Source organism: Aurantiacibacter luteus (assembly GCF_001010945.1).
GTDB lineage: Bacteria > Pseudomonadota > Alphaproteobacteria > Sphingomonadales > Sphingomonadaceae > Alteraurantiacibacter > Alteraurantiacibacter luteus.
In genome coordinates, this window is record NZ_LBHB01000001.1 from 103248 (window position 1) to 123016 (window position 19769).

The following is a 19769-nucleotide window of genomic DNA, read 5'->3' on the forward strand; positions in this document are numbered from 1 at the left end:
CGAAGGATCGCTTTTCTTTTTCCGCCGCGTCCAGAGGAAAGGACGACCGTTGGCCTTTCAGGCCCTCTGCGAGTCCGACAGGCTCAGGGCGAGCGGATTTTGTTTTCCGAGGTTGATATGTCCCAGAAACCCAAAGTCCTCATTTCCGACAAGATGGACCCCAACGCCGCGCGCATCTTCGAGGAGCGCGGCTGCGACGTCGATGTCATCACCGGCGAGACGCCGGAACAGCTCGCCGCGCGCGTCGGCGAATACGACGGCCTCGCCATCCGTTCCTCGACTAAGGTGACGAAGGAAATTCTCGCCGCCGCCGACAACCTGAAGGTGATCGGCCGCGCCGGGATCGGCGTCGACAACGTCGACATTCCCGCCGCCAGCGCCAAGGGCGTGGTGGTGATGAACACGCCGTTCGGCAATTCCATCACCACCGCCGAACACGCCATCGCCCTCATCATGGCGCTCGCCCGGCAGATCCCCGAGGCCAATGCCGAGACGCAGGCGGGTGAATGGCCCAAGTCCAAGTTCATGGGCGTGGAGGTGACCGGCAAGACGCTCGGCCTGATCGGGTCGGGCAACATTGGCTCCATCGTGGCTTCCCGCGCGCAGGGCCTGAAGATGAAGGTCGTCGCCTACGATCCTTTCCTCTCGCCCGAGCGGGCGCTGGAACTGGGCGTGGAGAAGGTGGATCTGGGCGATCTGCTCGCCCGCGCCGACTTCATCACGCTGCACACCCCGCTGACGGAGGAGACGCGCAACATCCTCAGCCGCGAGCGGCTCGAGCAGACGAAGCAGGGCGTGCGGATCGTCAACTGCGCGCGTGGCGGGCTGATCGACGAGGCGGCGCTGAAGGACGGGCTCGACAGCGGCCACATCGCCGGCGCCGCGCTCGATGTCTTTGCCACCGAACCGCCGCCCGCCGACCACCCGCTGTTCGGCACGCCGGGCTTCACCTGCACCCCGCACCTGGGCGCTTCGACCACCGAGGCGCAGGTCAACGTGGCGCTGCAGGTCGCCGAGCAGATGGCCGACTACCTCGTCACCGGCGGCGTCACCAATGCGCTGAACGTGCCTTCGCTCAGCGCCGAGGAGGCCCCACGCCTGAAGCCCTATATCGCGCTGGCCGAGAAGCTCGGCTCGCTGGTCGGCCAGCTCGAGGGGCCAGGCGTGAAATCGCTGACCGTCGAGGTCGAAGGCGCGGCGGCCGAACTGAACTTGAAGCCCATCACCGCCGCCGTGCTGGCGGGCATGATGCGCACCTTCTCCGACACCATCAACATGGTCAACGCGCCCATCCTCGCCAAGGAGAACGGGCTCGACGTGCGCGAGGTGCGGCGCGGCAAGGAAGGCAATTACCACACGCTGCTGCGCGTGGTCGCCAAGACGCCCGACCGCACGCGCGAGGTGGCCGGCAGCCTGTTCGGCGAGGACGAGATGCGGCTGGTGGAGATCGCCGGAACGCGGATCGAGACCGACCTCGAAGGCCACATGATCTACATCGTCAACGAGGACGCGCCGGGCTTCATCGGACGGCTCGGCTCCACGCTGGGCAATGCCGGGGTCAACATCGGCAACTTCCACCTGGGTCGCCGCCTGCCGGACAAGCACCAGGGCGGCGATGCCGTGCTGATGCTCAGCCTCGACCAGCAGCCCGACGATGCGACGGTAAAGGCCATCTGCGCGCTGGAAGGCGTGAAGAAGGTGAAGTCGCTTTCGTTCTGAAAGCGTCGCGGTTAGGGCACCGGCCATGACGACCGACCCGACCCGCGACCTCCTTCCCGAGGGCCTAGAAGATCGCCTGCCGCAAAGCGCGGCGGCGGTCGCCCGCATCCAGCGCGCCGTGCTCGACGTGATGCGCAGCCACGGGTATGACCGCGTGCGCCCGCCGCTCATCGAGTTCGAGGCCAGCATGGCGAGCCGCATGGACGGCCTATCCACGCGGCAGATGTTTCGCTTCGTCGATCCCAAAAGCCTGCGCACGCTGGCCCTGCGCTCTGACATCACCGTGCAGGTCGGGCGGATCGCGGCCACCGGCCTCTCCGGCGCGGCACGCCCGCTCAGGCTGTGTTACGCCGGGCAGGTGGCGCGTATCGCGGGCGACATGCTCGATCCCCGGCGCGAGGAATTGCAGCTGGGGGCCGAACTCGTCGGCGCGGATAGCGTGGCCGCCGCGGGCGAGGTGGTCGAGGTCGCCATCGAGGCGCTGGAGGCCGCGGGCGCCACCGGGGTCTCGGTCGATTTCACGCTGCCCGATCTCGTCGATACGCTGGCCGATGGCCCGCTGCCGCTGGACGCTGCCACGCGCGAGGCCGTTCGGCGCGAGCTCGACGCCAAGGACGCTGGCGGACTGGTGGAGGCGGGGGGCGAGGCCTACCTGCCGTTGATCCACGCCGCGGGCGCTTTCGACGAGGCGGTGGAGCGCCTCGACGCGATCGACGGTGCGGGCGTTCTCGATAGCCGCATCGCGGGCCTGAAGGAGATCGCCGAGCGTGTGCGTGGAAGGGCGCGCCTTACGCTCGACCCCAGCGAGCGCCACGGCTTCGCTTACCAGAGCTGGCTGGGTTTCACCCTTTACGCAGATGGCGTGCGCGGCGCGCTGGGGCGCGGGGGCACCTATCGCATCGGCGGCAGCGACGAGGCCGCGACGGGCTTCTCGCTCTACCCGGAAGGTCTGGTGGAGGCGGTCAAGGCCGATGAGGACCTAGGCCGCCGCCTGTTCCTGCCGCTTGGGCACGACCGCGAGGCCGCTGCGCGCCTGCGATCGGAAGGCTGGCGAACGGTCGCGGCGCTCTCCGAAGCCGACGAGGCGGCGGAGCTGGGCTGCTCGCACCGCCTCGATGGCGCTGAGGCCATTTCCGTCAGAAGCTAGACGGTTCGGGCCCCATGCGGCCGTCCGCGCTGTCGAGCGCGTCTATGGCGGCCATCTGCTCGTCCGAGAGCGTCACCTCCAGCGCGCGGAAGTTCTCGGCGATGTGATCGCGGCTGCTGGAGCGGGGCAGCGGGTTCAGCCCGTGTTGCAGATGCCAGGCGAGGATGACGGCGGAGGCGGGTGCGCCAACTTCTTTGGCGATGCGGCCGACGACCTCGCCCTGCAATCCCTCGCCCTGGCCGAGCGGCGACCAGGTCTGGGTAACGATTCCCATCTCGTCGTGCACGCGGCGCAGGTCTCGCTGCTGGAAGCTGGGGTGCAGTTCGATCTGGTTGAGCGCGGGCACCACGCCCGTCGCATCGACAATGGCCTTCAGGTCTTCCTCACGAAAATTGCTGACGCCGATGGACTTGGCCTTGCCCTGGTCTCTCGCCTCGATCAGCGCCTTCCAGGTGTCGACCGCCTTGCCAGCGCTCGGCACCGGCCAGTGGATGAGCAGCATATCGACATAGTCGCGGCCCAGACGCTCAAGGCTCGCATCGAAGGCGGCCAGCGCCTTGTCGTAGCCCTGGTCGTCGTTCCAGATCTTTGTCTGGAGGAAGATGTCGCTCCATTCGCCGATGCCGCGGCCCACCTGCTCTTCGTTCTTGTAGATCGAGGCGGTGTCGATCAGCCAGTAGCCGACATCGAGCGCGGATTTCACCGCGTCGGTCGCGGTCTCTCCCTCCAGTTTCCAGGTGCCGAAGCCCAGCTGCGGGATCTGGCGGTCATCGTTGAGGGTGAGGGTAGGTTGGTCGGTCATGTGGTCTCCTTTTGGGAGGCCAACGCACGAACCGCGCAAGCTATCCGCCATTCGCCTCTGCGGCCAGGATCGCGTCCAAGTCGGCGATCTCGACGTCGCTCGTCATGCCGAGGTAGCGTTCGTAATAGGGCTTGTGCGAGGCACCGACCACGGCGAGCACGCGGTAGCCGTCGCCCAGCACCTCGCGCACGTTGGCGGCCATGCGCATGTTGCGCATCTCCCAGTAGGCGAAATACTGTCGGCCGGCGCCGCGCGGCAGGGTGGAGCCCGCCGCCGCGGCGAAATCGCCCTGCACCGCCAGGCGCTGCTCCGTGGGTGAGTTCATGTAGCGGTACCAGTCTATGACGGGCTCGCCCGCCGCGACCCGTGCGTCCCAGCCCGTCAGGTTGCCCATGCGCTCCTGCGTCGCCGGGTTGTTCCACAACGCCATCATTTCGGCACCGAAGTCTTCCTCGGCAATCGGGGTCAGCCAGCGCACGCCGCGCTGCTCGTCCACCGGCCAGACGCGCTCGTGCCCCAGCCGGGCGGCGAGCGGCGCGGCGATGATGTTGTCCTCGTTCTGCCGCGTCAGCCGCCGGTCGAGATAGGCCGCCAGGTCGGCGGTCAGCGGGCCCTGCGCCACCCGCTCTTCCGGCGGCAGGCGCAGCCACTGCACGGCGGCCGAGGTGGGATTGCCGGTGGCAAGAAACAGCAGCGCGAGACGGCGGCGCTCGGCGGCAGGGCGGTCTGCCGCGGCCTCGGCGAGCATGGCCTCCAGTTCCTCGGCGGCGGCAGGCTGCGTCATCCCGAGCGCTGCGAGCGCGGGTGCGGGATTGAGGCAATAGGTTTCCGCCACGTCCGGATAGGCAAAGGCGTAGTCGCGCAGGTACGCGCACTCGGCCCCGCCGATGCTCTCGATGGCGATGCGATCGGGCGCCCAGGCCGCCAGCCGGTCCAGCAGGGCATCGAAGCGGGCAGTGTCGAAGTCGTCGGGCAGCGAGGAGAGATGACTGGTGCCGAGCACGGCGAGCTGGCTCAGGTTGCCGCGCTCGCGCGCCGCGGCATCGGCATATTCGGTTGCCGCGCCGGGGCGATCGTCCTGGGCGAGGGCGGGGCTGTTCGATAGCGCGAGGGCGGCGAGCGCCAGCAGGGCGCGGGGGGTCCGTTCCATGCAGCCGCCGATGCCATAGCGGGGCCCTCCGCGCCAAGGGGAAAGCCGCGTGCTCCCCGGTTGCCCTCGTGCCCGCCAGCGCCTAACGCGCCCACGGTTTCACGCGCGAAGGACAGCTCTGACTATGGCAAACGTCACCGTGATCGGGGCCCAGTGGGGCGACGAGGGCAAGGGCAAGATCGTCGACTGGCTGGCGAGCCGCGCCGACGTGGTCGTGCGCTTCCAGGGTGGCCACAACGCCGGGCACACGCTGGTGGTGGGCGACAAGGTCTACAAGCTGAGCCTGCTGCCTTCGGGCATCGTCACCGGCACGCTGAGCCTCGTCGGCAACGGCGTGGTGCTCGACCCCTGGGCGCTGAAGGCGGAGATCGACAAGCTGGAAGGGCAGGGCGTATCCATCACGCCCGAGAACTTCGGCATCGCCGACAACTGCCCGCTGATCCTGCCCGTTCACGGTGAGCTCGACGTGATGCGCGAGGCGGCGGCGGGCAAGGGCAAGATCGGCACCACCGGGCGCGGCATCGGCCCCGCCTACGAGGACAAGGTCGGCCGCCGCGCCATCCGCGTGTGCGATCTCGCGCACCTCGACGAGCTGGAACCGCTGCTCGACCGCCTGTGTGCCCATCACGATGCCCTGCGCGCCGGTTTCGGCGAGCCACCGGTGGACCGCGCCGCGCTGCTGGCGAGCCTGCGAGAGATCGCGCCATTTGTGCTTACCTACGCGCAGCCGGTGTGGAAGCGGCTGGTGGATATCCGCAAGCGCGGGGCGAAAATCCTGTTCGAGGGCGCGCAGGGCGTGCTGCTCGACGTCGACCACGGCACCTACCCCTTCGTCACCAGCTCCAACACAGTTTCGGGCACCGTGGCGAGCGGCAGCGGGTTGGGGCCGAACGCGGCGGGCTTCGTGCTGGGCATCGTCAAGGCCTATACCACGCGCGTCGGCAGCGGCCCTTTCCCGACCGAGCTGGAAGACGAGATCGGCCAGCGACTGGGCGAGCGCGGCCACGAGTTCGGCACCGTCACCGCCAGGAAACGTCGCTGCGGCTGGTTCGACGCGGTGCTGGTGCGCCAGACCTGCGCGCTTTCCGGCGTGACGGGCGTGGCGCTTACCAAGATCGACGTGCTCGATGGGTTCGAGACCATCCGCATCTGCACCGGCTATCGCCTGCGGGGCGAGGTGCTCGACTACCTGCCCGCCAGCGCGCAGGACCAGGCCGCCTGCGAGCCGATATACGAAGAGATCGAAGGCTGGCAGGGCACCACCGTCGGCGCGCGCAGCTGGGCCGACCTGCCGGCGCAAGCGATCAAGTATATTCGCCGCATCGAAGAGCTGATCCACTGTCCCGTCGCCAGCGTCTCGACCAGCCCGGAACGCGACGACACGATCCTCGTGCGCGACCCTTTCGCGGATTGACGATCTTGACTTGAGCCCGTTCTGTTCTACTCCTGTTCCAATAACGCGACTCAGGAGACCGAACGATGGCGCAGGCCGATTTCGCCTATGCACTGGCAGCCGACCCGGCGGGCATTCCGCTGGGCGTATCGATCTTTGCCGACGATGCGCGCCTGCGCGGCGACATGGAAGACGACGTGGCGCAGGCGGGTTTCACCCTGCTGCACACCGGCGGGCTCGACGAGCTCATGGCCGGCCATGCGCGTTCGCTGGGGGAACTGGTGCTGGTCGACTGCCCGCAGCCCGACGGCAAGGCGATGGCGGCGCTGACGCGGCTGGACGAGCGGGTCTCGCGCTCCGGCGCGCGACTGATCGTCTCCACCTCGATGGAATATCTCGACACGGTGTTCGGTTGCTGTTCCCAATCTAAACCTCAATTCTTGGTTAACGCTATTAGGGCAGAACGCGTAATTGCACTCGGTCGCGCACTGGCAGACCTTCCCAATATGAGGTTGCGCGAACTGTCCGAAGATGATCGTCTTAACCTCTTGAGATTGACCGAGCAGGTCGGCCGCATCGCCGAACGACTTGATCGGATGGACAAATCCGGCGGTGGCTGGGGCCAGCGCGCGGGCGGCGGGGCCTTCCGGTTCGAAAGCCCCTCCGAGGGCTGGCGCGCCGAGCCCGAGTTGATCCGCAAGCCGCGCCCGCCGTTGCCGGACGCGCGGCTGGTGCGCCAGGTGCTGGCCCACCGCCGCGCACGGGCCAAGTTCTTCGATGGCGACCTGTTTGCCGATCCCGCCTGGGACATGCTGCTCGACCTGACGGCGGCGCGGGTGGAGCACGCGCGCGTCTCCGTCACCTCGCTGTGCATCGCCTCGGGCGTGCCGCCGACCACGGCGCTCAGGTGGATAGGCCAGATGGTCGATGCCGGGCTGTTCGTGCGGGTGGAAGACGATGCCGACCGCCGCCGCGCTTTCATCGAGCTGTCGGACAAGGCCGCCGACGCCATGGCACGTTTCTTCGCCGAGGTCGGCAAGGACGCGCTGGCGATGGCCTGAGCCTCTCCGGCACGGGGAGGGGGACCATGCCAAGCATGGTGGAGGGGCACGCTCGCAATTTGATCGGCGCTAACGCCGGTCGAAGGCCGCCTGTGCCGTGGCCGCGTCGGTCACGTCATTGGCCACCAACAGCTGCAACAACACGCGCGCCTTGGCGGGGCCCAGCGCGCGGGCGGCGATAAAGCCGTTGTCGTCATCTTGCGGCTCGCGATCGACGAGGCCTTCGTCCACCCGGGTCGAGCGCACCACCGGCACCCCGGCGCGCACTGCCTCGGCCAGCGCCTGCTCGACCGCGCGGGGCGCATTGCCGCTGCCCATTCCGGCCAGCACGATCCCTTCGCACCCCGACGCCAGTTCGCGCGCGATGGCATCAGCCTCCATCCCCGCATGGGCGTGGAGGATGGCGACAGGCGGAAAGACCTGGGGAAACGCCAGCCGCGCGCCTTCGCCCTCGCGCCAGGGCGGGCTCAGCCAGTCGAGCGAGGCGGGCGAGGCGAGCGCGACGGGTCCGCGCGGGAAGCCCGCAAAGGCACCCGCGCCGGTGGTGCGCGCCTTGCGCGCGTCGCGCGCGGCGAAGACCTGGTCGCCCATCACCAGCAGCACCCCGCGTCCCGAGCCCTGCGGGTCGGCGGCCACGCGCACGGCGTTGGCGAAGTTCCTGAGGCCGTCACTGCCCACCGCGTCGGCGGGCCGCATCGCGCCCACCAGCACGACCGGCTTGGCGGTCGGCAGCGTCAGGTCGAGCAGGAAGGCGGTCTCCTCCGCGCTATCGGTGCCGTGGGTAATGATGACCCCGGCGAAGGAGGGATCGTCCATCGCCGCAGCGCAGGCCGTGTGCAGTTCGCGCCAGACGGCGGGGCCGATATCGACCGAATCGATATTGGCGACCTGCCGCCCTTCCAGCCGCGCCGCCACGCCCAGTTCGGCAAAGGTGGCGAGAAAATCCTCGATGGCGATCTGCCCGGGCCGATAATCCCGCGCCACGGCCGATCCGCCCTCGCCGGCGATGGTGCCGCCGGTGGCGAGGACGAGGATCTTGGGTTCGGTCATGGCGGCGGCGTTAGCGAGGGGCGAGGTTCGTGGCTAGCCGGCTCGGTGCTTGAGTTCCTCCCGCGCTTCGCTTGGGAGTTTCGACCCGAAACAGTCCCCCGGACTGTTTCGCGTGGTCGAAACTGGTGGGCGGTGACGGGCTCGAACCGCCGACCCTCTCGGTGTAAACGAGATGCTCTACCAACTGAGCTAACCGCCCTCTCCGGTCTTGACCGGACGTGCGCGGTCCCTAGCGAAAGCGCGGGCACCGCAAAAGGGGGAACATGCGACACGCCGATATCGCCATTGCCGGTTGCGGCATCGCCGGCCTTGCCGCCGCCACCCTGCTGGCGCGCGCCGGGCACCGGGTGACGCTCTACGAACGCTTCGAGACCCCGCGCCCGCTCGGCTCGGGCCTGATGATCCAGCCGACCGGCATGGCGGTGCTGGACGCTTTGGACCTCGCACAGGCGGCGGTGGGCAAGGGCGCGCCCGTCGCGGCGCTGCTGGGCCGCAACACCGAGGGCGAGGCCGTGCTAGAGGCGGCCTACGCCGACCTGCCTCTTCCGCAGGCCTTCGGCCTTGGCATTCACCGCGCCAGCCTGTTCGGCCTGCTGTTCGACGCCGCGCTCGGGGCGGGGGCGGAACTGGTGACGGCCCACGAGATCAAGGGCAGCGACTGGGACAGCGCGGGCCGCACGCTGGCATTCGCCGATGGCTCGAAATCCCGCCCGCACGACCTCGTGATCGACGCGCTCGGCCTCGCCTCGCCGCTGGTGCCCGCAGCCGACGGATGGCTGCCCTTCGGCGCGCTGTGGGCCACCGTCGACTGGCCCGGAGCGCCCTTCGACCCAGCCCTGCTCGAACAGCGCTACGAACGCGCCAGCCGCATGGTCGGCGTGCTGCCCGTTAGCGCGGGGCGCGCGGCCTTCTTCTGGTCGCTGCGGGCTGACCGGCTGGACGACTGGAGGCGGCGCGGCATGGCGGCCTTCCGCGACGAGGTCTGCACGCTGTGGCCGCAATGCGAAGCGGTGATGAACCGGCTGACAGAGCCCGATCAGCTGACCTTTGCCCGCTACGCCCATCGCACCACGCGCCAGCCGACCGGCGAGCGCATCGCGCACGTGGGCGATGCCTGGCACGCGGCGAGTCCGCAGCTGGGGCAGGGCGCGAACATGGCGCTGCTCGATGCCTTTGCGCTCGCCAAGGCCATCGACGGGAGCGACGACCTGACCGCCGCGTTGAGGAGATACGAAGCGCTGCGCTCGGCTCACGTCCGGCTCTATCAATGGCTAACCTGGACCTTTACCCCGCCGTTCCAGTCCGATGCCGCTTGGCCCGCGCTCTTCCGCGACTTGCTGATGGCCCCGGCCTCGCGCGTGCCGCCCGGCCCGCGGCTGAAGGCGACGCTGGTTGCCGGGCTGGCGGGCGCGAACCTCGCGCGTCTCGGCCTTGCCCTGCCAGACTACCCGGCGCTCGCCGCCGCCGCGTCCGCCTCGGCCAGCCCCTCGACGATGGCCGCGCGCGCTTCCTCGGTCGACCAGTCGTAGGCGCCGATCACGCGCCAGACCTCCTTGCCCCGCGCATCGTAAAGCACCGTCAGCGGCAGCACCGGCCCGCCGCCGTAGGTGAAGGCGAGCACGTTCTCCTGGTCCATCCAGCGTGGCAGGTTGCCCAAATCGCGGGCCTCGAAGAATGGCTCGACCACTTCGGCGCCCTGCAGGTCCTCGCTGATTGTCAGCACGCGCACCGTGCTTCGCATCTCGCGCGCAAGGTCGTCGAGCAGCGGCATCTCGTGCACGCAGGGCGCGCACCAGGTGGCCCAGAGGTTGACCAGGACCGGCTCGCGCAACTCGGAGAGGACCAGCCGGTTGCCCTCCGGATCGCGTACCAGCGCCTCGGGCATGGCTTCCCCGGCAAAGCTCGCGTCGAGCGTCCCGTCGAGCGTCGGTTCGCCGATAGCTGCGCTTCCCCCTTGCGTGGCGGCGTTTTCTTGCGCCGCGTCCTCGCTCCTTATATCGCACGCCGCGACCAGCCCCGCCGCGAGCGGGGCGATAAGAACCAGTGAAAGGCGCAGCTTGGCCAAGGACGATACCTCCGGTGCCGGTGGTGGCAATGCAATGTGGGGCGGCCGATTCGCCGAGGGCCCCTCTGCCATAATGCGCGAGATCAACGCGAGTATCCCGTTCGACAAGGCCTTGTGGCGGCAGGACGTGGTCGCGAGCAAGGCGCACGTCGCCATGCTGGTCGCCTGCGGCATCGTGGCGGACGGCGATGCCAAGGCGATTGTCGAGGGCCTCGACAAGGTCGCCGCCGAGTACGAGGCGAGCGGCGTGCCCGAGGACTGGGACCTCGAGGACATCCACATGACCACCGAGGCGCGCCTCGCCGAACTCATCGGCCCGGTCGCGGGCCGCCTGCACACGGCGAGGAGCCGCAACGACCAGGTGGCGACCGACTTTCGCCTCTGGGTGCGCGACGCCATCGACCAGCTGGTGGCGGGGCTTGGTGGGCTTCAGCGCGCTCTCGTCGCCCGCGCGAACGAGCACGCGGAAAGCATCATGCCCGGCTTCACCCACCTGCAGACCGCGCAGCCGGTGACGCTGGGCCATCACCTGATGGCCTATTACGAGATGGCCGCGCGCGACGTTTCGCGCTTCGCCGATGCGCGCGCCCGGCTCAACCGCTGCCCGCTCGGCAGCGCGGCGCTGGCGGGCACGGGCTTTCCCATCGACCGCGAGATGACGGCGCAGGCGCTCGGCTTCGACGGGCCGACCGACAACAGCCTCGATGCGGTCAGCGACCGCGACTTCGCGCTCGATTTCCTCGCCGCCGCCAGCGCCTGCGCGCTGCACCTCTCGCGGCTAGCGGAGGAGTTCGTGATCTGGGCCAGCCAGCCCTTCGGCTTCGTGCGTCTGCCCGATGCGCTCAGCACCGGCAGCTCCATCATGCCGCAGAAGAAGAATCCCGACGCCGCCGAGCTCGTGCGCGGCCATGCCGGGCGGATCGTCGGCTGCCAGGTCTCGCTGATGGTGACCATGAAGGGCCTGCCGCTCGCCTATTCCAAGGACATGCAGGACGACAAGCCGCCGGTGTTCGAGGCCGCGGGCCTCCTCCAGCTGTGTATCGCCGCGATGACCGGCATGGTCGAAGGCGCGACTTTCCGGACGGAACGGATGCGCGAGGCCGCCGAACTCGGATATGCCACGGCGACCGACCTCGCCGACTGGCTGGTTCGCGCCGCCGACGTGCCCTTCCGCGAGGCGCACCATATCACCGGCGCGGCGGTCAAGCTGGCCGAGCAGCGCGGCGTGGCGCTCGATGCGCTGGCGCTGGACGATCTGCAGGCCATCGATGCGCGGATCGACGAGCGCGTGTACAAGGCATTGAACGTCGAGGCGTCGGTCGCCGCGCGCAAATCGCACGGCGGCACCGCGCCTGACGAGGTTCGCGCCCGCGTGGCCGAGGCGCGCATGGCATTGGGGATGGACGAATGAAGCGAACCGCACTTGTCGCCGCGCTGCTGCTGGCGCTTGCCGCCTGCGGGCAGAAGAGCAGCCTCGAACCTGCCGCGGGCGAGGCTCTGCCGCCGCCGCCCTACGGCGCGACGAGCACGCCCGATGCCGACGACCTGCTGGCGCTCGACCCACAGGCCGCGCCCGAGCGCAGCGTCGAGCTGCGGCGCGAGAGCGAGGAGCGCGAGGACGACCCCTTCGACCTCCCGCCGGAAGACTGAGTGGATCATTTCCGCCTGATCGACGGCGAGCTCCACGCCGAGGACGTGCCGCTGTCGCGCATCGCCGCGGAGGTAGGCACGCCCGTCTACGTTTATTCGCGCGCCACGCTGGAGCGGCACGCGCGGGTGTTTCGCGAAGGCCTCGCGCCCATCGTGGAGCAGGGCGGGCCAGAGCCGCTGATCGCCTTTGCCGTCAAGTCCAACCCCAATCTCGCGGTGCTGCGCGTGCTGGCGCGCGAAGGCTACGGGGCGGACGTCGTCTCCGGCGGCGAGCTGGTGCGGGCGCTGGCGGCGGGGATGCCGGCGGAGCGGATCGTGTTCTCGGGCGTGGGAAAGACCCGCGCCGAGCTGCAACTGGGGCTCGACCGGCGCATCGGCCAGTTCAACATCGAGAGCAGCGAGGAAGGCCGCGAGCTGGCCGCGCTGGCCGACGGGCAGGGGCTGACGGCGCAGGCGACGCTGCGGATCAACCCGGACGTCGATGCAAAGACCCACGCGAAGATTTCCACCGGCAAGGCGGAAAACAAGTTCGGCATCCCGCTCATCCGCGCGCGCGAGACGTTCGCCGAGCTGGCTGCGCTCGGCGGCCTGCACCTGCGCGGCGTGGCGGTGCACATCGGCAGCCAGCTCCTTGACCTGGAGCCGCTGGAGACGGCCTTCGCCAAGGTTGGCCAGCTGGTGGCGGACCTCAGGGCGGACGGGCACACGATCACCCACGTCGATCTCGGCGGCGGGCTTGGCGTGCCCTACCGCGCGGGCGAGAACCCGCCGAGCCCCGCCGACTACGGCGCGATGGTCGCCCGCGTCACCCGCGACTGGGGCGTCCATCTCGCCTTCGAGCCGGGCCGCGTGATCGCGGGCAATGCCGGGGTCCTCCTCACCCGCGTGGTACGCGTGAAGCGCGGCGGCAACGGGCCGCCCTTCGTCATCGTCGATGCCGCCATGAACGACCTTGCACGGCCCGCGCTCTACGGTGCCTGGCACGATTTCGATGCCGTGCGCCCCAGCGGCGAGCGGATGACCGCCAACGTCGTCGGCCCGATCTGCGAGACCGGAGACACCTTTGCCACCGACCGCGACTGCGACGCCTTGCAATCGGGCGATCTCGCCGTATTCCGAACCGCCGGCGCCTATGGCGCGACGATGGCGTCGAGCTACAACTCGCGCGGTTTCGTGGCCGAGACGATGGTGGACGGGGCGCGCTATGCCGTGGTCGCCGACCGCATCGCCGCCGACGTGATCATGGACGCCGAGCGGGTGCCCGACTTCCTGCAGGACTGACCGGGCGTGCGCCAGCTCCCGCTGTTCCATAACATCGCCGGGCAACCGGTGCTGGTGCTGGGCGAGGGCGCGGCGGCACTGGCCAAGCGGCGGCTGGTGGAGCGCGCGGGCGGCATGGTCGTCGACGATGTGCAGCGCGGCGTGGACGAGGGGGCGCGGCTCGCCTTCGTGGCACTCGACGATGCCGCCGCCTGCGAGGCCGAGGCGATCCGCCTTCGCTGCGCCGGTCTGCTGGTCAACGTCGTCGACCGGCCCGAGCTGTGCGACTTCACCACCCCCAGCGTGCTCGACCGCGATCCGGTGCTGGTGGCCGTGGGCACGGGCAGCGCGTCGGCCGGTCTCGCCAAGCAGCTTCGGCTGCGGCTTGAGGCGCTGCTGCCCGCCGATCTGGGCGCACTGGCCGATGCCCTGCACGCGGCGCGCGCTGCCCAGCGCCTGCGCTTTCCCGGCGGTGCCGAGCGCCGCGCCGCCCTCGACGCGGCATTGGCCGAGGGCGGCACGCTCGATCCCCTGCGCGCGGGCGGAGCGGAGCGGGTGGCGGACTGGCTGGCGGGGGCGGACCATGCAGGGACAGGGGAGGTGTTCGAGTTCGTCCTCACCAGCCCCGACCCCGACGACCTGACCCTGCGCCAGGCGCGCTTGCTCGGCACGGCGGACGCGGTGCTGACGGACCCTGCCGTCCCGCCGGAAATCCTCGCCCGCGCCCGCGCCGATGCCGAGCAGCTGGCATGGCCGCCAGCCGACGACCTGCCCGGCGGCATCGTGGTGATCCTGCGCTTCGCCCCCTGATTGGACGACATCATCGTCATGCTAGCCGTGCTCGTGTAGGACGCGGCGCCGCCGTCGCCTTGATGCAATCGGCAAGGGCTTGACAGAGGCTCGATCGGGCACTTCCCGCGCACGGCTATGGGGTTTGACGGCGGGACCGAGCGCGGCGCGTCGTGGCGGCGGGCGCTGGAAGCGGCCTAGAAAAGGCCGCCCGCCAGCCGGTCGATCGCGCCTTGCAGGATGACTGCGGCGGCGTGGCTGTCGATGCGTGTCGCGCGCTTGGCGCGGCTGAAATCCTGCGCGATCATGTCCCGCTCGGCACTGGCGGAGGACCAGCGCTCGTCCCATAGCAGCACGGGCAGGCCGAGCACCGCGATATTGCGGGCAAAGGCGCGGGTCGCCTGCGCGCGCGGGCCGCTCGAACCGTCCATGTTCAGCGGGAGGCCGACGACGAGCCCGGCGACGCGCCGGTCGCGCACGATCGCCTCGATGGCGGCACGATCGGCGGCGAACTTGCCCCTGGCCAGCGTCTTGCCCGCGGTGGCGTAAGACCAGCCGGGATCGCAGGTCGCGACGCCGATGGTCTTCGTGCCGAGGTCGAGCCCCAGCAGCACGCCGCCCTCGGGCAGCGCGTCGCGAAATTCCGGCGCGCTTTCGGTTACGAGCGCGGCGATGGCCGGTTTCCCGCGACCGGACCGACGCCGGTGAAGTTTCGCACTCGCCGCGCCACGTCGGCCTGCAGGTTCGCCCAGAACAGCGGGATGTCGTAGACGTGGTAGTTGTTGCCCGGCAGCACGTAACGGCCGAGGTCGGGCGGGCTTCCGATCAGCAGCAGGCCGTTTGTCCCGCACCGCGCCCCCAGCGCGGCGGGCACCAGCTCGCCAGTGGTAAGCTCGTCGTCGGGCACCAGCGTGCCGAGATTGGCGGCGGCGGGCGCATCGCCGTTCAACGTGCCGGTCAGCGGGTTGACGCAGAGGATCGGGCTCTCGCCGCGCGGCTGGCCGTCCATGCCTGGCAGCTCGGCATAGCGGCGCAGGAACTGGCCCGGCTCGGCCGGCTCGGCGAAGCTGGCGTAGGAGAACACGCAGCCGCTCTGATCGGGCGTGGCGCAGGCGGGCAGGGCAAGGCTCGGCAAGTCGTGCTCGATGCTGATCGGCCAGCCGATCGGATAGGCCATCGCCACGCGCGCCTGCAGCGGCGATCCGGCCACCTTGTCCTGCAACAGGCGGGTGACGTGATAGGCGCCCTGGCTGTGGCCGACGAGGACGATGGGCATGTCGGCGGGGATCGAATCGACGAAGAAGTCGAAGGCCTGCGAAATGTCGCGATAGGCCGCGTCGATGGCCTGCGTGCCCGCGGGATCGACGGTGATGAAGGCCCCGAAGGTAGCCTGCCGGTAGCGCGGCACCCAGATCTCGGCGGCTTGGTTGAACGCGCTCGCCATGCCGCGCACCATCAGCCGCGCGCGGTTCTGCGATTCGCTGTCGTCGAGCGAGGCGTTCCAGGCGCGGCTGTCGTAGAAGCTGGTCGGGTGGACGAAGAACACGGCGAACCGGGGTGGCTCGCCCACCGCCGCGCCGGGGGCCGGAGTTGCGGAGGAGGCGGGGGGCGCCGTGGTGGCGGGGCTGGCGGTGGCGCTCGGCGAAGCGGTCGGCGTGGCACTGGCCGATGCCGCCGGCAGCGCGCCTTCTTCGGGCGCGGCGAAGGCCGGCTGCCAGCGCGCGGGGTCGTTCGCCACGCCCTTGCCGGGGCGGCTGAACCACATGTCCGGGTCCTGGTAGGCGTTCTGCGCCAGCGGATCCTGCTCGACGAATTCGGTGTCGGGCACCAGTGCGATCTCGGTCAGTTCGTCGCTCCAGATCCGCAGCGCGAACAGCCCTGCTGCGACCAGCACGATGAGAAAGGTGACGATGTAGAGAAACTTACGCAGGGTGTGCCTCCGTGGTGTGCCCGACCTTTTCCCGCGCGGCCGCCTCGTCGTCCTCGTCGTTGGCTCTCGAGCGTTCCTCCAGCGCGACCTTGATCATGGCCAGCAGCGGATCGGCCAGGAACAGGCCGAGGATGCCGAACAGGATGCCCATGACGAGCTGGAAGGCCAGCACCAGCGCGGGCGCGAGGTCGACGGTCTTGCGGGCGATCATCGGCACGATGACGTAGCCGTCGATGTTCTGCACCACGAGATAGACGACGATGGTATAGATACCCATCTGTGCCCCGCCGGAGAAGCCGACGAGGACCATCAGCACGCCCGACACCACCGCGCCCACGTTGGGCACGAAGGCCAGCAGGCCGGTGAGGATCGCTAGCAGGGCGGCCATGGGGATGTATTCGCCGGTGACGAGGCCGTAGGCGAGCAGCGCGAAATAGGTGAAGAACCCCTCGAACACCATGCCCACCAGTCGCCCTGCCATAAGGCGGCGCATGGTGTAGGCCATCTTGCTGGCCGTATCGTAGAAGCGGTCGCGGTTGTCCTCGGGCAGCATCCACGCAACGCCGCGTTCGTAAAGGCGCGGCTCCAATGCGACGTAGATACCGACAACCACGATGATGAGCAGTGTCGCAAGGCCGCCGAAGACGCCGCCGATGGCCTTGGTGACGGCCCCCGCGCCGCTGGCGAACTGGCCGACGAGGCTCTGGATGTCGCCCTGGCTGATGACGAAGCCCTTGCTCCGCAGCCAGGCGATGGCGCGACCCACCTGTTCGTTGACGATGCTGGGGAACTCGGCCGCCTGCTGCGATACCTGCGAGCCGGTGAAATAGCCGAGCCAGAGCAGGAAAGCGGTCGCCAGCAGCAGGACGATGGCGATCCTGAGGCCGCGCCCGATCGGCAGAATGCGGCCCAGCAGGCGCGATCCGCCGTCGATCATGGCGGCGAAGACCAGCGCGCCGAAGATCACCAGCAGGCTGTCTGCGATGTAGATGCACAGGATGATGAGGCCGATGACCGCGCACCAGACCAGCGCACGCTTCGCTTCGAACCGCAGCTTGGGGCTGGCGATCCGCGTCGGGCTTGCGCCGACCTGTTCCTCGCCGATGGGCTCACCGTCCTGCTCGACGCCGCCGCTCTCGCTCATCTCTGCGATTCTCCCCTGAGTTCGGGCCGCAAGCTGCGCCAAGCGCGCTCCCCGCGCAAGGCTCCCCACCATGTCAGCGGATTATAGCTGGAGGTGCCGTCGAGCGAGAAGGTGATGAACTCCGCCCGCCCGCCAATGCTGGTGAGCGGCACGGGTCCGCCGAGGCCGAGCCCGAGCGGCGCGGCCTCCGCCCGGCTGTCGGAGGAATGGTCGCGGTTGTCGCCCATCAGGAACACGTGGCCGTCGGGCACGGTTACGGGGGCGAAGTTGTCGTACCGGCTGTTCTCGACGTGGTCGACGACCAGGTAACTCGCCCCGTTGGGCAGGGTCTCGCGGTAGGTCGGCGGCTCGAACACCTGCGTGCCGTCCTCCAGCGTGACGCGGTAGGGCTCGAAGTAGTAGAGGCATTCGATGCCGTCGCACAGGTTGTCGTGATCGGCCGGGATGCGCACGGGCGGCTCGAATTCGCGCGGCACGGGCTCGCCGTTGAGCACGATCTGGCCGTTGACCACCGCCACGGTATCGCCGGGCAGCCCGATCACGCGCTTGATGTAGTCCTCCGCCCGGTCCGGCGGCACGGCGATGACGATGTCGCCGTATTCGGGCGTTGCCGGGGCCACCCGCCAGTCGCTGCGGGGCAGGACGTGGAAGCTCGCCGAGACCCACGACCACCCGTAGGGATACTTGCTCACCACCAGCCGGTCGCCCACCAGCAGGTTCGGCACCATGCTGGCGCTGGGGATGTAGAACGGCTTGGCGACGAAGGTGTGGAAGGCCAGCACGGCGAGCAGCATGGCCGCGAGGCCGCGCAACTCGGCCCACCAGTTGACGGGTTTCTCTTGCTTGTCGCTCATGGGGGAAGGGTCAGGCTTTCGGAATAGCCTCGATGATCACGAAGGCCTGCGCCCAGGGGTGATCGTCGGTCAGCGTCAGGTGGATGCGCGCCTCATGGCCGTCCGGCACCATTTCCGCAAGCCGCGCCGCCGCCCCGCCGGTCAGCGCGAGAGTGGGCGCGCCCGAGGGGGCGTTGACCACGCCGATGTCCTTCATGAAGACACCGCGCTTGAAACCGGTGCCCACCGCCTTGCTGAAGGCCTCCTTGGCGGCGAAGCGCTTGGCGTACGTGCCCGCCTGGGTGAGCGGCCGGCGCGCGGCCTTGGCGTTCTCGATGTCGGTAAAGCTGCGCTGGCGGAAACGGTCGCCCCAGCGCTCGAGTGAGTTGGCGATGCGCTCGATGTTGCACAGGTCGGAGCCGAGACCGATTATCACGACGGCAATCCGGGGCCACTCACCGCGCCAGATCCATCAGCTCGCGCATCTTCAGCACCGCCGGCTCCAGCCCGTCGAAGATCGCCTCGCCGATGAGGTAGTGGCCGATGTTGAGCTCTGCCAGTTGCGGGATGGCGGCCACGGGCTGGACGTTGTCGTAGGTAAGGCCATGGCCGGCATGCGGCTCGATGCCGTTCTTGGCGGCAAGAGCGGCCATGTCGGCAATGCGCTTGAGTTCGCGGGCCACGCGCTCGGCATCGCCGTCAAGCCCGGCGTGGGCATATTCGCCGGTGTGGAACTCCACGACCGGCGCGCCGAGGCGCAGCGCGGCGTCGAGCTGGCGCTCGCTCGCTTCGATGAACAGGCTGACACGGATGCCCGCGTCCTGCAGGGGGCCGACGATGGAGGTCAGATGATTGTGCAGGCCGGCGGCATCCAGCCCGCCCTCGGTCGTGCGCTCCTCGCGCTTCTCGGGCACGATGCAGGCGGCGTGCGGCCGGTGGGCGAGCGCGATGGCGAGCATCTCGGGCGTCGCGGCCATCTCCAGGTTCAGCGGCAGGTCGGTGGCGTCCTGAATGCGCTTCAGGTCGTCGTCGCGGATGTGGCGGCGATCCTCGCGCAGGTGTGCGGTGATCCCGTCGCCGCCGCAGGCTGCCACGATCTGTGCGGCACGCACCGGGTCCGGATGATCGCCGCCGCGCGCGTTGCGGATGGTGGCGACGTGGTCGATGTTGACGCCGAGGCGGAGATAGTGCGCCACTCTACTTCCGGCTGCCCGGCTTCGTCACCGGCACGGCGGCGAGGTCGGCAGGCACCTCGTCCTCGGCATAGGTGGGGAAATCGATGTCGACCAGCGGGTAGAAGGGCACGCCGAGATCGGCGGTGCCGCCTGAGCGGTCGACCAGCGCGACCTCGGCCAGCACCTCGCCGCCTTCGCGCGCGACGGCGGCGATGGCCTCGCGGCTGGAGAGGCCGGTAGTGACCACGTCCTCAACCATCAGCACCTTCGCGCCCTCGGGCAGGGCGAAGCCGCGGCGCAGGTGGAACTCGCCCTCGGGCCGCTCGAGGAACATCGCGTCGAGGCCCAGCGCTCGGCCCATCTCGTGGCCGATGATGATGCCGCCCATGGCCGGGCTGACGACGCAGTCCAGGGAGCCGCGAAGGTCGGCGGGCAGGCGATCCGCCAGCGCCTCGGCCAGCCGGGCCGCGCGGTGCGGGTTCATCAGCACGCGCGCGCACTGCAAGTAGTGGCCGGAGTGCCTGCCGCTCGAAAGCTTGAAGTGCCCTTCCAGCAGCGCCTCGCTGGCGCGGAATTCGTCGAGGATCTCGTCCTGCGTCAT

At 69.5% G+C, this 19769-nt stretch carries 20 protein-coding genes and 1 tRNA gene; 9 read left to right on the forward strand and 12 right to left on the reverse strand.

Annotated features, from left to right (window positions below; translation table 11 throughout):
• Positions 1 to 117: 117 nt before the first annotated feature.
• Positions 118 to 1719, forward strand: a complete 1602-nt coding sequence (gene serA / locus AAW00_RS00420) for a phosphoglycerate dehydrogenase (protein WP_047002406.1) — start codon at positions 118 to 120, stop codon at positions 1717 to 1719.
• Positions 1720 to 1744: 25 nt separating this feature from the next.
• Entirely contained in the window at positions 1745 to 2866 is a 1122-nt protein-coding gene (locus tag AAW00_RS00425) for an ATP phosphoribosyltransferase regulatory subunit (protein WP_047002407.1), read from the forward strand.
• Here AAW00_RS00425 and AAW00_RS00430 read toward each other — a convergent pair.
• Together AAW00_RS00430 and AAW00_RS00435 are read right to left on the reverse strand one after the other, a co-directional pair.
• The gene (locus tag AAW00_RS00430; protein WP_047002408.1) at positions 2856 to 3668 is read right to left on the reverse strand and encodes an aldo/keto reductase; all 813 of its coding nucleotides are present in this window, start codon (positions 3666 to 3668) and stop codon (positions 2856 to 2858) included. The two genes, AAW00_RS00425 and AAW00_RS00430, sit on opposite strands and share 11 nt — an antisense overlap.
• A 40-nt stretch (positions 3669 to 3708) precedes the next feature.
• Positions 3709 to 4818, reverse strand: a complete 1110-nt coding sequence (locus tag AAW00_RS00435; protein ID WP_047002409.1) for a DUF5694 domain-containing protein — start codon at positions 4816 to 4818, stop codon at positions 3709 to 3711.
• A gap of 124 nt (positions 4819 to 4942) precedes the next feature.
• Here AAW00_RS00435 and AAW00_RS00440 point away from each other — a divergent pair, with 124 nt between their 5' ends.
• Positions 4943 to 6232: an adenylosuccinate synthase gene (locus tag AAW00_RS00440; RefSeq protein ID WP_047002410.1), complete on the forward strand. Its 1290-nt coding sequence runs from the start codon at positions 4943 to 4945 to the stop codon at positions 6230 to 6232.
• Positions 6233 to 6297: 65 nt separating this feature from the next.
• On the forward strand, positions 6298 to 7272 hold the full coding sequence (locus AAW00_RS00445; RefSeq protein ID WP_047002411.1) for a helix-turn-helix domain-containing protein: 975 nt from the start codon (positions 6298 to 6300) through the stop codon (positions 7270 to 7272).
• Positions 7273 to 7341: 69 nt separating this feature from the next.
• Here the strand turns inward: AAW00_RS00445 and AAW00_RS00450 are convergent, their stop codons facing one another.
• Both AAW00_RS00450 and AAW00_RS00455 read right to left on the reverse strand, forming a co-directional pair.
• Complete coding sequence (locus tag AAW00_RS00450) at positions 7342 to 8322, reverse strand: asparaginase (protein WP_047002412.1); 981 nt, start codon at positions 8320 to 8322, stop codon at positions 7342 to 7344.
• A gap of 123 nt (positions 8323 to 8445) precedes the next feature.
• Positions 8446 to 8521: transfer RNA gene (locus tag AAW00_RS00455), tRNA-Val, on the reverse strand.
• Positions 8522 to 8585: 64 nt separating this feature from the next.
• Between AAW00_RS00455 and AAW00_RS00460 the strand changes: the two genes are divergently transcribed.
• Positions 8586 to 9851, forward strand: coding sequence for an FAD-dependent oxidoreductase (locus tag AAW00_RS00460; RefSeq protein ID WP_063359786.1), 1266 nt, complete (start codon positions 8586 to 8588; stop codon positions 9849 to 9851).
• On the opposite strand, the gene AAW00_RS00465 is transcribed toward AAW00_RS00460, so the two are convergent.
• Positions 9767 to 10387: a TlpA family protein disulfide reductase gene (locus AAW00_RS00465; RefSeq protein ID WP_047002413.1), complete on the reverse strand. Its 621-nt coding sequence runs from the start codon at positions 10385 to 10387 to the stop codon at positions 9767 to 9769. The two genes, AAW00_RS00460 and AAW00_RS00465, sit on opposite strands and share 85 nt — an antisense overlap.
• 34 nt (positions 10388 to 10421) lie before the next feature.
• Between AAW00_RS00465 and argH the strand changes: the two genes are divergently transcribed.
• From argH to AAW00_RS00485, 4 genes are read left to right on the forward strand one after another with little or no spacing between them, the layout of a single operon-like run.
• Positions 10422 to 11798: an argininosuccinate lyase gene (argH, locus tag AAW00_RS00470; protein WP_047002414.1), complete on the forward strand. Its 1377-nt coding sequence runs from the start codon at positions 10422 to 10424 to the stop codon at positions 11796 to 11798.
• Complete coding sequence (gene lptM, locus AAW00_RS00475) at positions 11795 to 12037, forward strand: LPS translocon maturation chaperone LptM (RefSeq protein ID WP_047002415.1); 243 nt, start codon at positions 11795 to 11797, stop codon at positions 12035 to 12037. Before argH ends, lptM begins: the two co-directional genes overlap by 4 nt.
• Positions 12038 to 13318 carry a diaminopimelate decarboxylase gene (gene lysA, locus AAW00_RS00480; RefSeq protein ID WP_047002416.1) on the forward strand — a complete coding sequence of 427 codons (1281 nt, stop codon included), beginning with the start codon at positions 12038 to 12040 and terminating at the stop codon, positions 13316 to 13318.
• A gap of 6 nt (positions 13319 to 13324) precedes the next feature.
• Complete coding sequence (locus AAW00_RS00485; protein WP_047002417.1) at positions 13325 to 14107, forward strand: NAD(P)-dependent oxidoreductase; 783 nt, start codon at positions 13325 to 13327, stop codon at positions 14105 to 14107.
• Between the two features lie 176 nt (positions 14108 to 14283).
• On the opposite strand, the gene ruvX is transcribed toward AAW00_RS00485, so the two are convergent.
• Genes ruvX through pyrE form a run of 7 tightly spaced genes read right to left on the reverse strand, consistent with a single transcriptional unit; the run spans position 14284 to position 19769 of the window.
• Positions 14284 to 14760, reverse strand: coding sequence for a Holliday junction resolvase RuvX (gene ruvX, locus AAW00_RS00490; RefSeq protein WP_047003400.1), 477 nt, complete (start codon positions 14758 to 14760; stop codon positions 14284 to 14286).
• Positions 14745 to 15980: a DUF3089 domain-containing protein gene (locus tag AAW00_RS00495; protein ID WP_241461596.1), complete on the reverse strand. Its 1236-nt coding sequence runs from the start codon at positions 15978 to 15980 to the stop codon at positions 14745 to 14747. Before AAW00_RS00495 ends, ruvX begins: the two co-directional genes overlap by 16 nt.
• A gap of 28 nt (positions 15981 to 16008) precedes the next feature.
• Positions 16009 to 17160: an AI-2E family transporter gene (locus AAW00_RS00500; RefSeq protein WP_047002419.1), complete on the reverse strand. Its 1152-nt coding sequence runs from the start codon at positions 17158 to 17160 to the stop codon at positions 16009 to 16011.
• Entirely contained in the window at positions 17157 to 18014 is an 858-nt protein-coding gene (gene lepB / locus AAW00_RS00505; protein WP_047002420.1) for a signal peptidase I, read from the reverse strand. The genes AAW00_RS00500 and lepB overlap by 4 nt, the downstream gene beginning before the upstream one ends.
• A gap of 10 nt (positions 18015 to 18024) precedes the next feature.
• On the reverse strand, positions 18025 to 18429 hold the full coding sequence (acpS, locus tag AAW00_RS00510) for a holo-ACP synthase (RefSeq protein WP_047002421.1): 405 nt from the start codon (positions 18427 to 18429) through the stop codon (positions 18025 to 18027).
• Positions 18430 to 18448: 19 nt separating this feature from the next.
• Complete coding sequence (locus AAW00_RS00515) at positions 18449 to 19189, reverse strand: pyridoxine 5'-phosphate synthase (RefSeq protein ID WP_047002422.1); 741 nt, start codon at positions 19187 to 19189, stop codon at positions 18449 to 18451.
• 1 nt (position 19190) lies between these two features.
• Positions 19191 to 19769: an orotate phosphoribosyltransferase gene (pyrE, locus tag AAW00_RS00520; RefSeq protein ID WP_047003401.1), complete on the reverse strand. Its 579-nt coding sequence runs from the start codon at positions 19767 to 19769 to the stop codon at positions 19191 to 19193.